Source organism: Aromatoleum petrolei (assembly GCF_017894385.1).
GTDB classification, from domain to species: domain Bacteria; phylum Pseudomonadota; class Gammaproteobacteria; order Burkholderiales; family Rhodocyclaceae; genus Aromatoleum; species Aromatoleum petrolei.
Genome location: NZ_CP059560.1, coordinates 2,664,156 through 2,678,296, shown reverse-complemented (window position 1 = coordinate 2,678,296; position 14,141 = coordinate 2,664,156). Strand labels below are relative to the sequence as shown.

The window sequence follows — 14,141 nt, the reverse complement described above, 5'->3', positions numbered from 1 at the left end:
TCAGGAAACAGCATGAAAACCGCACAGGAACTCCGCTCCGGCAACGTCATCATGGTTGGCAGCGACCCGCTGGTCGTGCAAAAGGCCGAATACAACAAATCCGGCCGCAACTCGGCGGTCGTGAAGATGAAGCTCAAGAACCTGCTCACCGGCGCCCCGTCGGAGTCGGTGTACAAGGCCGACGACAAGTTCGAAGTCGTCCAGCTCGACCGCAAGGAAGTGACCTTCTCCTACTTCGCCGATCCGATGTACGTGTTCATGGACGCCGACTACGAGCAGTACGAAGTCGAAGCCGAGAACATGACCGACGCGCTGAAGTACCTCGAAGACGGCCTGCAGTGCGAAGTCGTGTTCTACAACGGCAAGGCGATCTCGGTCGAACTGCCGAACTCGGTGGTGCGCGAAGTGGTCTACACGGAACCCGCCGTGAAGGGCGATACCTCGGGCAAGGTCATGAAGCCCGCCAAGCTCGCGACCGGCTTCGAACTGCCGGTGCCGGCCTTCGTCGAAATCGGTGACAAGATCGAAATCGACACCCGCACCGACGAGTACAAGAACCGCGTGAAGTAATCCGCGCGTTCCGCGTCGCGATCGGAAGGGCCCGCCGAGTGCGGGCCCTTCGTCATTTTGGGTTCTCGTTTCGCCATCCTGTCCACCTTGAACTTTCCGGCGCCGGCGATATCTTGAGAGCACCCCGTCAACGAGGAGCACAAGAATGAACAAGATCCTGACTGTCATGTTGATTGCCGGCCTGTCTGCAGGACTGGCCGCGTGCAACCGGGAAGCGCCTGCCGACAAGGCCAGCACCGCAGGAAGCCAGGCGATCGAGGCCGCGAAGGAGTCGGCCGAAAAGGCCGGCGAGGCGGCCCAGAAAGCCGGCGAAGCCGCGACGGCCGCAGCCCAGGCCGTGACCGAATCCGCGAAGGAGGGCGTCGAGAAGGGCAAGGAAGTCGCCGGTGAAGTTGGTGAGGCGGCGAAGGAGAAGGCCGTCGAAGTCAAGGAAGCGACGGCCGAGGCTGCGCAGAAGGCCGCGGAGGTCGCGCGCGACACCGCGACGAAGCTCAAGGAGGCCGGCAAGGAAGCGGTCGACGCCGCAAAGGATGCGACCCGCAAGGAAGAAAAATAAACGATGTCCGACCGCATCCGCATCTTCGGCGCGCGCCAGAATAACCTCAAGAACCTCTCGCTCGACATCGCGCTGAACGAGCTGACGGTCGTCACCGGAGTCTCCGGCTCCGGCAAATCCTCGCTGGTCTTCGACACCCTGTACGCCGAAGGCCAGCGCCGCTACGTCGAGACCTTCTCGCCCTACGCGCGGCAGTTCCTCGACCGCATGGACAAGCCCCAGGTCGACCGCATCGAAGGCGTCCCGCCGGCGATCGCGATCGACCAGACCAACCCGGTGCGCACTTCGCGCTCCACGGTCGGCACGATGACCGAGCTGACCGACCACTTCAAGCTCCTGTACGCCCGTGCGTCGAAGCTCTATTGCCGCGGCTGCGGAAAGCCGGTGCGGCGCGACGACCCGGACAGCGTGCATGCGGCGCTGGCCGAACGCTGTGCAGCCGAGGATCCGCGCCTGGTGCTGACCTTCGCGGTACCGGTGCCGAAGAACTTTACCGAAGACGAAGTCACGCAGCTGCTCAACCAGCAGGGCTACACGCGCATCCACGCGCGCGAAACGACGGACGGCGGCGATCTGCTGCATGTCGTGCAGGACCGCTTCCGCTTCGCCAACGCCGAACGCAGCCGCGTCAGCGAAGCTATCGAGACGGCGATGAGCCATGGCCACGGCCGGCTCGCGGTGCGCGCGCAGGGGGAGGGCGGCGAGACGGTGTGGCGCTTCTCGCGCGACCTGCACTGTGCCGACTGCGACATCCACTATTCCGATCCGACACCGGGCCTCTTCTCCTTCAACTCCCCGATCGGCGCCTGCGACACCTGCCGCGGCTTCGGCCGCGTGATCGGCGTCGACTTCTCGCTGGTGATCCCGGATGAATCGAAGACGCTCGCCGAAGGCGCGGTGAAACCCTGGCAGACCGCGAGCTACCGCGAATGCCAGGACGACCTCGCGAAGATGGCGAAGAAGTACGGCGTCGCGATGGACGTGCCGGTGCGCGACCTGCCGCCGGAACATCGCGCGTGGCTCCTCGAAGGCGACCCCGAATGGAAGAGCTGGGAGGCCAGTTGGCCGCGCAAGTGGTATGGCGTGCGCCATTTCTTCGACTGGCTGGAAACGAAAGCCTACAAGATGCACATCCGCGTGCTGCTGTCGCGCTACCGCAGCTACACGGAATGCCCGGCGTGCAAGGGGGCGAGGCTGAAGCCGGAGGCCCTCCTCTGGCGCCTGGGAGAAAGAGCCAACGAGACGGCGACCGCCGACGAGAACACCCCCCAGGGAGCCGCCGACGCGGGGGCTTCCGGGGCGAGGCGTCCGCCACGCGTCCAACGAGCACCGGAAGCCCCCGCGGCGGCGGCGCATCGAAGCCCCAATCACGCCGCAGAAAAACCCGGATTGGCGATCCATGAGCTGATGGCCCAACCGGTGAGCCGCGTCCGCGACTTCATCGCTCGCGTCGAACTCCCGTCGGGCCTCGACGAAGCCACCGAACTCCTGCTCGGCGAGATCAGGAGCCGCCTCGACTACCTCGCCAATGTCGGCCTCGCCTACCTCACCCTCGACCGCCAGTCGCGCACGCTGTCGGGCGGCGAAGTCCAGCGCATCAACCTCACGACCGCGCTCGGCACCTCGCTCGTGAACACCCTGTTCGTCCTCGACGAACCCTCCATCGGCCTGCACCCGCGCGACATCGACCGCATCCTCGCGGTGATGACGCGGCTGCGCGATGCCGGCAACACGCTGGTCGTCGTCGAACACGATCCGCAGCTGATGTCCGCCGCCGACCGCCTGCTCGACATCGGCCCCGGTCCCGGCGAACGCGGCGGCGAGATCGTCGCCTACGCCCCGCCCGCCCAGCTCGCCGCCGATCCCGCCTCGCTAACCGGCGCCTACCTGTCCGGCCAGAAACGCGTCGACGCCGGCCGCAGGCTGCGCCCGGTCGGCAAGGACGACCCTGTGCTGCGCCTCGTCGGTGCCCGCGAGCACAACCTGCGCAGCCTCGACATCGAAATCCCGCTCGGCAAGCTGGTGTGCGTGTCGGGCGTCTCCGGCTCGGGCAAATCCACGCTGATCCAGGACGTGCTCCACCCGGCGCTCGCCAAGCACTTCGGCCAGGCGACCGAAGCCCCCGGCGCCTTTGCGCGCCTCGAAGGCCTGGAACACATCTCGGGCGTCGTGATGGTCGATCAGTCCGCGATCGGCAAGAGCGCGCGCTCCAACCCGGTGAGCTACGTCGGCGCCTGGGACGCGATCCGCTCCCTGTTCGCGGCACTGCCCGAAGCCAAGAGCCGAGGCTACACCCCTGGTACCTTCAGCTTCAACTCCGGCACCGGGCGCTGCCCGACCTGCACCGGCTCCGGCTTCGAGCACGTAGAGATGCAGTTCCTGTCCGACGTCTATCTGCGCTGCCCGGACTGCGACGGCAAGCGCTATCGGCCCGAAGTGCTGGAACTGACCTGGCGCGACCTGTCGGTGTCCGACGTGCTCGACATGACCGTGTCGGAGGCGCTGGCCTTCTTCGCCGACCAGCCCGCAGTGCAGGCCGCGCTCGCGCCGCTCGCCGACGTCGGCCTCGAATACCTCAAGCTCGGCCAGCCGGTGCCGACGCTGTCCGGCGGCGAGGCGCAGCGCCTCAAGCTCGCCGGCCATCTCGCCGATGCGGCGAAGCTGTCGGGCAAGAAAGCAAAGGCCAGGACCAACGCCGGCCGCCTGCTCTTCCTCTTCGACGAACCGACCACCGGCCTGCACTTCGAGGACGTCGCGACGCTCTTGCGCGCCTTCGAAAAACTGCTCGACGCCGGCCACGCGCTGGTCGTCATCGAACACAACCTTGATGTGTTGCTCGCCGCCGACTGGCTCATCGACCTCGGCCCCGAAGGCGGCGAGGACGGCGGCGAACTCGTCGTCGCCGGCACGCCGCAGACCGTCATGGCTTGCACCGCGTCGCACACCGGCGTCGCGATGCGTGCCTATGCCGGTTCGCTCGGCAAGCCCACCACGGTGGTCGCCGAACCGATCGCCCGCTACCGCCCGGTCGCGGCCCCTGCGATCGAGATCCGCCACGCGCGCGAGCACAACCTGAAGAACGTCAGCCTGACGATTCCGCGCGATCGCTTCACCGTCATCACCGGCCTGTCCGGCTCGGGCAAATCGACGCTCGCCTTCGACATCGTCTTCGGCGAAGGCCAGCGCCGCTACCTCGAATCGCTCAACGCCTACGCGCGGCAGTTCGTGCAGCCGGCGGCGCGTCCCGACGTCGATGCGCTGTTCGGCATCCCGCCGACGGTCGCGATCGAGCAGCGCGTGAGCCGTGGCGGCCGCAAGAGCACGGTCGGCACGCTCACCGAGATCCAGCCCTTCCTGCGCCTGCTGTACGTCAAGCTCGGCACGCAGTTCTGCCCGAAGTGCGACGTGCCGGTGTCGCCGCAGAGCTTCGACGCGATCGCGGCGCAGATCCTGCGCGACTACCGCGGCGCGTCGGTGGAATTGCTGGCGCCCCTGGTGACGAACCGCAAGGGCCTGTACACCGCGCTCGCGAAATGGGCCAAGGGCAAAGGTTACGATCAGCTGCGCGTCGATGGCGACTACCTGCCGACGGCGAAATGGCCGCGCCTGGACCGCTACGTCGAGCACACCATCGAGCTGCCGGTCGGCATGGTCGTGGTCGGCCCCGAACACGAGGCGGCGTTGCGCACGCAGTTGGCCGAAGCGCTCGAGCACGGCAAGGGCGTCGTCAAGGTACTGCAGCTCGGCAAGATCGGCGCGACGCCCCACACCTTCTCGACGCTGCGCGCCTGCCCGTCCTGCGGCGACAGCTTTCCGGAACCGGATCCGCGCCTGTTCTCGTACAACGCCAAGCACGGCTGGTGCGAGAGCTGCTACGGTACCGGCCAGCGCACCATCGGCCGCGTCGAGGACGCCAACGAGCTGGACCTCGCCGAGACCGAGCAGGTCACCGACGAAGTCTGCCCGAGCTGCGACGGCGCGCGCCTGAACCCGGTCGCGCGCGCGGTGCGTTTTCGCGAACTGGGGATCCATGAACTCTCCGCGCAGCCGGTCGCCAAGGTCGCCGGCTTCTTTGAGACCCTCAGCCTGGAAGGCCGCGAGACCGACATCGCGCGCGACCTCGTCGCCGAGATCCGCGGCCGGCTCGACTTCCTGCAGCAGGTCGGCCTCGCCTACCTCGCGCTGGACCGCGGCGCGCCGACGCTTTCCGGCGGCGAAGCGCAGCGCATCCGCCTCGCGGCGCAGCTCGGTTCCAACCTGCGCGGCGTGTGCTACATCCTCGACGAGCCGACAATCGGCCTGCACCCGCGCGACAACCGCATGCTGCTCGACACCCTCGAAGCGCTGCGCGACCGCGGCAACACGCTGCTCGTCGTCGAGCATGACGAGGACACCATCCGCCGCGCCGACCACGTCATCGACCTCGGCCCGGGTGCCGGCGTGCGCGGCGGCGAAGTCGTCGCCGAAGGCCGCCTCGCGGACCTGATGGCGGCGCCGCAATCGGCGACCGGCGCCTGCTTCCGCGCCCCGCTGCAGCATCCGATGCGCCCGCCGCTGCCGATTGGCAACGACCACCCCTTCCTCGTCGTGCGTAAGGCGACGCTGCACAACCTGCAATCGGTCGAGGCACGCCTGCCGCTCGGTCGCCTGACCGTCGTCACTGGTGTGTCGGGCTCGGGCAAATCCACACTCGCGCGCGACGTGATCCACGCCAGCCTGCACGCCCTGCTCGGCGACCCCGACGCCCAGCGCGCCCGCCGCCGCGGTGAGGCGCAGACCAGCGCCGCGGAGCCCGTCGGCTGCGCGCGTATCGAAGGCTGGCAGGCGGTCGGCCGCGTGCTCGAAGTCGACCAGACGCCGATCGGCAAGACGCCCCGCTCCTGCCCCGCGACCTACGTCGGCTTCTGGGACGCGATCCGCAAGCTCTTCGCCGAGACTTTCGAGGCCAAGACACGTGGCTGGAACGCGTCGCGCTTCTCCTTCAACACCGGCGCCGGCCGCTGCCCGGTATGCGAGGGCCAGGGCCAGACCACGGTGGAGATGAGCTTCCTGCCCGACGTGAAGCTGCCCTGCGACGCCTGCGGCGGCGCGCGTTTCAATCCCGAGACGCTGACGGTGCGCTGGCGCGAGAAATCGGTCGCGGAAGTGCTCGCGATGCCGGTCGACGAAGCCGTCGACTTCTTCGCCGCGCATCCGTCGATCGCCCATCCGCTGGCGCTGCTGCAGGACGTCGGACTCGGCTATCTGACGCTCGGCCAGCCCAGCCCGACGCTGTCCGGCGGCGAGGCGCAGCGCATCAAGCTCGTCACCGAGCTGGCGAAGGTCAGAGGCCGCGCCGGGGAGTCGACGCAAATGAGCGCCAAGACCGGCGGCCGTCCGCTCCCGCCCGAAAAGCACACCCTGTACGTGCTCGACGAGCCGACCGTCGGCCTGCACATGGCCGACGTCGACAAGCTCATCCGCGTGTTGCACCGCCTGGCGGACGCCGGCCACACCGTGCTCGCGATCGAGCACGACCTCGACGTGATGGCCGAAGCCGACTGGCTGACCGACCTCGGCCCCGAAGGCGGCGACGGCGGCGGCCGCATCGTCGCGCAAGGTTCGGTCGCGGAAGTGTGCTCGGCCTCCGGCTCGCACACCGCGCGCATCCTCGGGGAATTTCTCGCCGCGCGCGCTGTTAACGGGGGAGGCGCTGCCGCCCCGGTACCCGTCGCCTCGGGCAAGACCAAGAAGGGAAGAAAATCGTGAAGCATCCCATCCTGCTGTGGGACCTCCCCACCCGCCTCGCGCACTGGCTGCTTGTCGCGCTGGTCGCAGGTGCCGTCATCAGCGTGAAGATCGGCGGCAACGCCATGGAATGGCATGGCCGCATCGGGCTGGCGATCCTCGGCGTCGTCGTGTTCCGCATCGTCTGGGGTATGGTCGGCTCGACCTATGCGCGCTTCTCCCAGTTCCTGCCTACGCCCGCCGCGATTCGCGCCTATCTGAAGGGCCACTGGCGTGGCGTCGGGCACAACCCGCTCGGCGCGCTGTCGACAGTCGCGCTGCTGTCGCTGATGGCGGGGCAGGCCCTCGCGGGCGCTTTTTCCAATGACGACATCGCCTTCTACGGCCCCCTCTACCAGGCGATCTCGAGCGAACTGTCGACCTGGATCAGCGGGCTGCACCGCCAGGCCGAATGGATCGTGTACGGCCTTGTCGGTCTGCACGTCGCCGCGGTGCTGTGGCATACCCACGTCAAGAAGGACAACCTAATCACGCCGATGATCACCGGCGTGAAGGCGTTCGATGACCCGGCGATCCCGCCCGCACGCGGCGGCGGTCCGGTGGCGCTGCTCGTCGCCCTCGCGATCGCCGGCCTGGCGGTGTGGGCCGTTTCGGGCGGCGTGCTGCCGCCGCCGGCGCCCATGCCGGCGGCCACGACGCCCGCCTGGTAATTGCGGCCTTACTGCCGCACGTCGCTCCACGCGGCGCCGGTGAGCGCCTGCAACTGCGCCGGACTCAGCGGGAACACCGAAAATGGCGTGCCTGCGGCGGCCCACACGGTGGCGAAGCGCCGCAGGTCGTCGTCGAGCAACAGCTTCACCGGCTGGGCATGGCCGAGCGGCGCGACGCCGCCGATCGCATAGCCGGTCGCGCTGCGCACGAAATCGGCGTCCGCGCGCGCGAGCGCCTCGCCCACCTGCGCGGCGACCTTCGCCTCGCTGACACGGTTGTCCCCGCTCGCGACGACGACGACCGCCTGCCCGCTTTCCTTGCCGCGGAAGACGATGGACTTCGCGATCTCGGCAACGGTGCAGCCGATCGCCGCGGCGGCCTCCGCGCTGGTGCGGGTCGGCTGCTCGAACTCGACGACGCGCGTGTCGATGCCGGCTTCATTCAGGAGTTGTGCGGTGCGCAGGGCGGTCGGATGCTGGGCGGGCTTCATGGCGGTACGGAGTCGCAAAGGGTGAAATCTTAGCCCTGCGCGCGGGCGCGTCCAAGCCGCGCGCGGCGGGCGGCGCTTGACGCCTGTCAATGAGCGCGGCGGCGCGGCGGGCGATCCTTTTCGAACTTGTGCGACGGGCGCACGGCGATGGAGCGGGCGACATGAACGGACGGGCGGGAGCGGGGATCGCTGCGGGATTCGGCGTCGCCATGCGCGCCGGGGTGCGCCGGCTGGCGTGGCCGGCGCTGCTGCTCGCGCTCGTCGCGGCCGCGCCGGCGCGCGCTGTCGACCTCGCGGCCCTGTCCGCCGCGCCAGTCGCGGTACGGCTCGCCGCGGGCAGCCCGGCGGTCGTCGTGCTGTGGACGCCGGGTTGCCTCGCGTGCCGCAAATCGCTCGCCGAGATCGAGCGCTTCGTCGCGATCGCCGCGAGGGACGGCGTCGCGGTCCGCACCCTCGTCCCGGCCGACGCTTTCGACGAGGCCCGCGCGCTGCTCGCGCAGCGCGGCCTCACCCTGTCCGTCGTCGCCGACGAGCACCGCCTCGACGCGGCGACCTTGCGCATCCTGCGCGACAGCGCGCTCGCCTACGCCGTCGATCGCGACGGGACGATCGTCGCCACGCGCGGCGGTCTGCTCGGCGTGTGGGTCCTCGAAGGGCTCGCGAACGCGGCGAAAGGGGGCGAGCCGGTGGAGTCCGCCGTCAGTCGCTGAGCCGCCCCCACGGCGGCACCGGCTTCAGCATCGCCTCCAGCTCGTCGAGCAGCACCTTCACCTTCGGCAGGCGGGCGCGGCTGGGCATGTAGCAGGCGTACAGGTGACGGCCGAAGTCGATGCGCGGCGTGTAATCCTTCAGCACGCGCACGAGCCGCCCGTCGGCCAGCTCCTTGCAGCACAGGTAGGTCGGCAGGATCGCCAGTCCGAGCCCGGCGAGCGTCGCGTCGAGGATGCTCGCCGGTTCGTTGAACTGGATGCGCCCGCGCACCGGGATCGCGATTTCCGTGCCGGCGCGGTCGAGCAGGTGCCAGATGCGGTTGTCCGAGAGCAGGAAGCTGAAGCACTGGTGATCGACGAGTTCGCGCGGCTGTCGCGGCGTGCCGTGCCGGGCGAGATAGGCGGGTGCGGCGCAGATCACCGTTTCCATCGTGAAGATGCGTTTTGCGACGACATCCTCGGGAGGCGTCTTGCAGAAGCGCAGCGCGAGGTCGATGCGATCCTCGGCGAGGTCCACGAGCGAGTTGGTGAGGATCAGCTCGCACTCCAGCTCGGGGTAGCGGGCGGTGAGGCGTGGCAGCAGCGGGGCGACCCAGATGCGACCGAACACCACGCTCGCGCTGATGCGCAGCAGCCCGCTCGGCACGTCGCCGAGGTTGCGCACCGCGACCTCCGTCAGTTCCACCGACTCGAGCGCGCGCAGCGCATGCTGGTAGAACACTTCGCCCGACGGGGTGAGGAAGAGTTTGCGCGTCGAGCGGTCGAACAGGCGCGCGCCGAAGCGCCGCTCAAGCTCGCCGATCTGCTTGCTGACCTGTGCGCGCGTGCAGTCCAGGCGGCGGGCGGCTCCCGCCATGCTGCCGCTCTCGACGACTTTCACGAAGGTGTCCCAGCTCGCGAGCCAGCTCATGTGTCAATCTCAAATGTCAACATATCGTTGACGTAACGACAACTATTATCGGCTTTTTGTTTCCGTAATTGTCGGTTAAATTTGCCGTGACATACGCTAGGGTATTGAACATGCACACGAGCATCACGCTTCCCGAAGCCTTCTTCCTGCCGCTCGGCGACGACGCCTACCAGCCCACCGAGGCCACGATCGGCCCGTGGTCGGTGGAGAGCCAGCACGGCGGCCCGCCGATCGCGCTGCTCGCGCAGGCGCTGCGCCGTTTTCCGTCCGAGTTCGGGCTCGACATCGCGCGCATCACCTTCGAGATCCTCGGCCCGGTGCCGGTCGAGCCGTGCGAGCTGCGCGTGCGCGTGCTGCGCCCGGGCCGGCGCATCGAGCTGATCCAGGGCGAGATGCTCGTCCGCGGCAAGCCGGTCCTGCTAGCCCACGCGTGGCGCGTCGAGCGCAAGCCCGAGAGCGCCGTCGCCGTCGCCGACCCGTTCGCGGTGCCGCCGCTGCCCGAGGCGCAGGCGCAAGTGTTCTTCCACGGCGTCGACTACTTCCCCTATGCCGATGCACTCGAATGGCGCTTCGCCGACGGCAGCTTCCGCGAACCCGGCCCGGCGACGGTGTGGGCACGCCCGCGCATCCCGCTCGTCGCCGGCCAGCCGACCGACGGCATCGAGACCCTGCTGCTGATCCTCGACTCCGCCAACGGCATCAGCGCAGAACTGGATATCCGCCACTGGACCTTCGTGCCGGTGGATCTCACGCTCAACATGCACCGTCATCCGACCGGCGAGTGGTTTGGCATGTCGGCGCGCACCATCATCGACCCCGGCGGCATCGGCACCGTGACGACCGCGGTATTCGACCGCGACGGCGCGCTCGGACGCAGCCTGCACACGCTGTTCGTGCGCAAGAAGTAGCTGGGAAGCACGCCCCCGACCCCATCCGACCATAACGATAAAGAAAGAAGGCCCCCATGCTGCGATCCCTCAACAGCCGCGCCGCGCTGATCGTCACCCTCTCGGCCGCCGGCATCCTCATGGTGACAATGGGCGCGCGCCAGTCGTTGGGCCTCTTCGTGTCCCCGCTCAACAGCTCGACCGGGCTGGGTATCGCGACGATCAGTTTCGCGCTGGCTGTCGGCCAGTTCATGTGGGGCGCGATTCAGCCGGTCGCCGGCGCCTTCGCGGACCGCTACGGCGCTGCGAAAGTCCTCGTCGCCGGCCTGATCGTCCTCGCGTTCGGCAGCGCGCTCACGCCCTTCATGGGCTCGGGCTTCGGGCTGGTCGTGTCGCTGGGCCTGCTCTCGGCAATGGGCTCGGGGGCGGGCAGCTTCTCGGTGCTGATCGGCGCCGCGGCACAGCGCCTGCCGGTTGAGGCGCGCGGTACCGCGTCGGGCGTCATCAACGCCGGCGGCTCCTTCGGCCAGTTCGTGTTCGCACCGGTGCTGCAGAAGCTGATCCAGTCGATCGGCTGGATGGGCGCGATGTGGTCGATGGCGCTGATGACGCTGGCGGCGCTGCCGCTCGTGCGCGTGCTCGTCGATCCCAAGCATGCGACCCACCACCACGGCGCGCACGAGGACGCCGGCCTGTGGCGCACGGTGCGCCAGGCAATGGGCGATCGCAGCTACCTGCTGCTGCACGCGGGGTTCTTCACCTGTGGCTTCCACATCGCCTTCCTCGTCACCCACCTGCCGGGCGAAGTCGACCTGTGCGGCCTGCCGCCGACGGTCGCGAGCTGGTCGCTGGCGATCATCGGCCTGTCGAACATCGTCGGCAGCCTGTATGCGGGATCCTGCGTATCGCGCTACCGCAGCAAGCACATTCTTGCGGCGATGTACGGTTCGAGAGCGCTGCTCGTCGCGCTCTACCTGATGGCGCCGAAGACCGCGCTGACCTTCTACCTCTTCGCCGCCGGCCTCGGTTTCACGTGGCTCGCGACCGTGCCGCCGACCGCGGCCATCGTCGGCAAGCTGTTCGGCATCCGCTACCTCGGCACGCTGTTCGGCCTCACGCTGCTGTCGCACCAGATCGGCGGCTTCCTCGGCGCGTGGCTGGGCGGTCTCGCGATCACCGAGTTCGGCGACTTTTCGTGGATGTGGTACGCCGACATGGCGCTCGCGGCGACGGCTGCCCTGGTGAACCTGCCCATCCGCGAGGCGCCGGTACTGCGGCCCGCGGCACAGCCGGCCTGAATGCCGTCGGTGAAATTAAGATGGCCACCCCGCGGGGTGGCCATCTTGCCGTTCACCGAACCCGCTGGCCCGGCAGGGCGCGCCTCACTCCTCGACGCGGTACTTGTCGTGACAGGCCTTGCAGGCCTTGCCCATCTCGCCGAACTGGGCCTTGATCGCGGCCTGGTCGCCCGTCATCGCGACCTTCTGCAGCGTGTTGGCCTGCTCGATGAAGTTCTTCGCGATCTTGCCGACTTCCTCCTGCTCCTTGAAGAACTCCGCCTTCAGGCGCGTGTCCTTCCAGCCCTTGCCCTTGTCGGTGCCGGGCAGGTACAGCGCGCCCATGCCGGAGTTGGCCGTGGCCGCGATCACGTTGGCGGCGGCGACGACCTGGTCCTTGTTGTACGGCGTCGTGCCGTCGACGACCTGCGCCTTGATCTTGCCCATGTTCCACGCCATGAAGGTGTAGCCGGACTGGCGGTTCTTGATCGCGTCCTCGGGCTTCATCTGCGCCGAGGCGATGCCGGCCAGCGACAGCGCGACGAGGCCGGCGGCGGCATGGGTGAGGAGTTTCTTCATTGTTCGTTCTCTCAGACAGTTGGTGGAAAAAACGCGTCACGCGCGACCGGCGCATGCGTGCCGGCTCGCAATGATCCTGCGCGAATATGAACAGCAGTCTATCGGGATTTATTCCACGGCCAAGCCGCGTGTGACCCAGGTCACACAGGGCCCGTGCCGGGGCCGTCGGCAGCGGGGTCGGCCGCTGCCACGCGTGCGGCGCGGACCCCGCTCGGGCGGTGCTCAGCTGCCGGTGCGGATGGGCACGTAGATGCGCGTGCCGCCGCGTTGCACCAGCAGCGCGAAGCGGTTGCCGACCTTCTCCATCATCTGGCGGAAGGCCTGTACCGTGGTCACCGGCTGGTTGTTCACCGCCAGCACGATGTCGCCCTGCTGCAGCCCCGCCTGCGCCGCCGGGCCGTTCACGCGTTCGACCAGCAGACCGCCGCGCACGCCGAGCTGCGCCGCCTCTTCGCTGGTGAGCGCACGGCCCGCCAGGCCCAGCTTGCCGCCCGCGTCCTCGCCGCGCTTGCCCTCGCCGCCGCCCTGTACCTCGGCCAGCGTCTCGGGATTCATCTCGCCCAGGGTCGCGCTCACCGTGCGGCTCTTGCCGTCGCGCCAGATCTCCAGCTTCACGCTCGTGCCGGGGCGCTTGTCGCCGATGATGCGCGGCAGGTCGCCCGAATCGCCGACGCTCGTGCCGTCGACGCCCAGCACCACGTCGCCCGGCTTCAGGCCCGCCTTGTCGCCGGCGCTGTCGGGCTCCACGCTCGCGATCAGCGCGCCGCGCGGCTCCGACAGGCCGAAGGACTGCGCCAGCTCCTTGTCCAGCCCCTGGATGGTCACGCCCAGCTTGCCGCGCTGCACGCGGCCGTACTTCACGATCTGGTCCTTGACCTTCAGCGCGACGTCGATCGGGATCGCGAACGAGATGCCCATGAATCCGCCCGAGCGCGAATAGATCTGCGAGTTGATGCCGATCACCTCGCCGCCGAGGTTGAACAGCGGTCCGCCCGAGTTGCCGGGGTTGATCGCGACGTCGGTCTGGATGAAGGGCACGTAGTTCTCATCCGGCAAGCGGCGCGCCTTGGCCGAGATGATGCCGGCCGTGACCGTGTTGTCGAAGCCGAAAGGCGAACCCACGGCGACCACCCACTCGCCCACGCGTGCGCGCTCGGGGTCGCCGGTGCGCACGGTCGGCAGCCCGGTCGCGTCGATCTTCAGCAGCGCGATGTCGGTGCGCTTGTCGGTGCCCACCACCTTGGCCTTGAATTCGCGCTTGTCGATCAGTTTCACCGTCACTTCCGACTCGCCTTCGCCGACCACGTGTGCATTCGTCAGCACGTAACCGTCGCCGCTGACGATGAAGCCCGAGCCCACGCCGCGCTGCACGCGCGGCCCGCGGTTGCCGTGCCCGGGCTGGCCGGGCATGCCCGGCATCGGCACGCCGAAACGGCGCAGGAAGTCGTAGAACGGGTCGTCGGGCGACAGGCCCGGCACGTCCTCGCCCATCGGGCGCGCCTTTTCCTTCTGCGTTACGGCGATGTTCACCACGGCGGGGCCGACCTGCTCCACCAGATCGCCGAAATCGGGCAGGCCGAAGCGGTTGAGTTGGGCCGCCTGGGCCGTCGGTACCGGGCTCGCGGCGAGCGCCGAGGGCACCGTGAGGCCGTCGCCGAAGGCGGAGCCGAGGCCCAGCGCCAGGGCCGTGACAAGAATCGTCTTGCGCATGTTGTGCTTTTCCC

Annotated in this window: 11 protein-coding genes; 7 read left to right on the top strand and 4 right to left on the bottom strand. The window is 68.7% G+C overall.

Features of this window, described 5'->3' with window-relative positions; genetic code table 11:
* Positions 1 to 12: 12 nt before the first annotated feature.
* The 4 genes from efp to ToN1_RS12220 all read left to right on the top strand — a co-directional run bounded on the left by efp (position 13) and on the right by ToN1_RS12220 (position 7,563).
* Positions 13 to 570, top strand: a complete 558-nt coding sequence (gene efp / locus ToN1_RS12235; protein ID WP_169205418.1) for an elongation factor P — start codon at positions 13 to 15, stop codon at positions 568 to 570.
* Positions 571 to 715: 145 nt separating this feature from the next.
* Positions 716 to 1,126, top strand: coding sequence for a hypothetical protein (locus ToN1_RS12230; protein ID WP_169205419.1), 411 nt, complete (start codon positions 716 to 718; stop codon positions 1,124 to 1,126).
* Positions 1,127 to 1,129: 3 nt separating this feature from the next.
* Positions 1,130 to 6,874, top strand: coding sequence for an excinuclease ABC subunit UvrA (locus ToN1_RS12225; RefSeq protein WP_169205420.1), 5,745 nt, complete (start codon positions 1,130 to 1,132; stop codon positions 6,872 to 6,874).
* Positions 6,868 to 7,563 (top strand): cytochrome b/b6 domain-containing protein, encoded by a 696-nt coding sequence (locus ToN1_RS12220; RefSeq protein ID WP_169205447.1) that lies wholly within the window; start codon positions 6,868 to 6,870, stop codon positions 7,561 to 7,563. The genes ToN1_RS12225 and ToN1_RS12220 overlap by 7 nt, the downstream gene beginning before the upstream one ends.
* A gap of 8 nt (positions 7,564 to 7,571) precedes the next feature.
* Here the strand turns inward: ToN1_RS12220 and ToN1_RS12215 are convergent, their stop codons facing one another.
* A complete protein-coding gene (locus ToN1_RS12215) occupies positions 7,572 to 8,054 on the bottom strand; it encodes a YbaK/EbsC family protein (RefSeq protein WP_169205421.1) in 483 nt (160 codons plus the stop codon).
* A 161-nt stretch (positions 8,055 to 8,215) separates the two neighbouring features.
* Here ToN1_RS12215 and ToN1_RS12210 point away from each other — a divergent pair, with 161 nt between their 5' ends.
* Entirely contained in the window at positions 8,216 to 8,764 is a 549-nt protein-coding gene (locus ToN1_RS12210) for a thioredoxin domain-containing protein (RefSeq protein ID WP_169205422.1), read from the top strand.
* Here ToN1_RS12210 and ToN1_RS12205 read toward each other — a convergent pair.
* Entirely contained in the window at positions 8,754 to 9,674 is a 921-nt protein-coding gene (locus tag ToN1_RS12205) for a LysR family transcriptional regulator (RefSeq protein ID WP_169205423.1), read from the bottom strand. The two genes, ToN1_RS12210 and ToN1_RS12205, sit on opposite strands and share 11 nt — an antisense overlap.
* 110 nt (positions 9,675 to 9,784) lie before the next feature.
* Here ToN1_RS12205 and ToN1_RS12200 point away from each other — a divergent pair, with 110 nt between their 5' ends.
* A complete protein-coding gene (locus ToN1_RS12200) occupies positions 9,785 to 10,582 on the top strand; it encodes a thioesterase family protein (protein ID WP_244861034.1) in 798 nt (265 codons plus the stop codon).
* A gap of 56 nt (positions 10,583 to 10,638) precedes the next feature.
* The gene (locus tag ToN1_RS12195; protein WP_169205425.1) at positions 10,639 to 11,859 is read left to right on the top strand and encodes an MFS transporter; all 1,221 of its coding nucleotides are present in this window, start codon (positions 10,639 to 10,641) and stop codon (positions 11,857 to 11,859) included.
* Between the two features lie 84 nt (positions 11,860 to 11,943).
* Here ToN1_RS12195 and ToN1_RS12190 read toward each other — a convergent pair whose 3' ends face one another.
* Together ToN1_RS12190 and ToN1_RS12185 are read right to left on the bottom strand one after the other, a co-directional pair.
* Positions 11,944 to 12,417, bottom strand: coding sequence for a c-type cytochrome (locus tag ToN1_RS12190; RefSeq protein ID WP_169205426.1), 474 nt, complete (start codon positions 12,415 to 12,417; stop codon positions 11,944 to 11,946).
* 222 nt (positions 12,418 to 12,639) lie between these two features.
* Entirely contained in the window at positions 12,640 to 14,127 is a 1,488-nt protein-coding gene (locus ToN1_RS12185) for a DegQ family serine endoprotease (protein WP_169205427.1), read from the bottom strand.
* Positions 14,128 to 14,141: the final 14 nt, after the last annotated feature.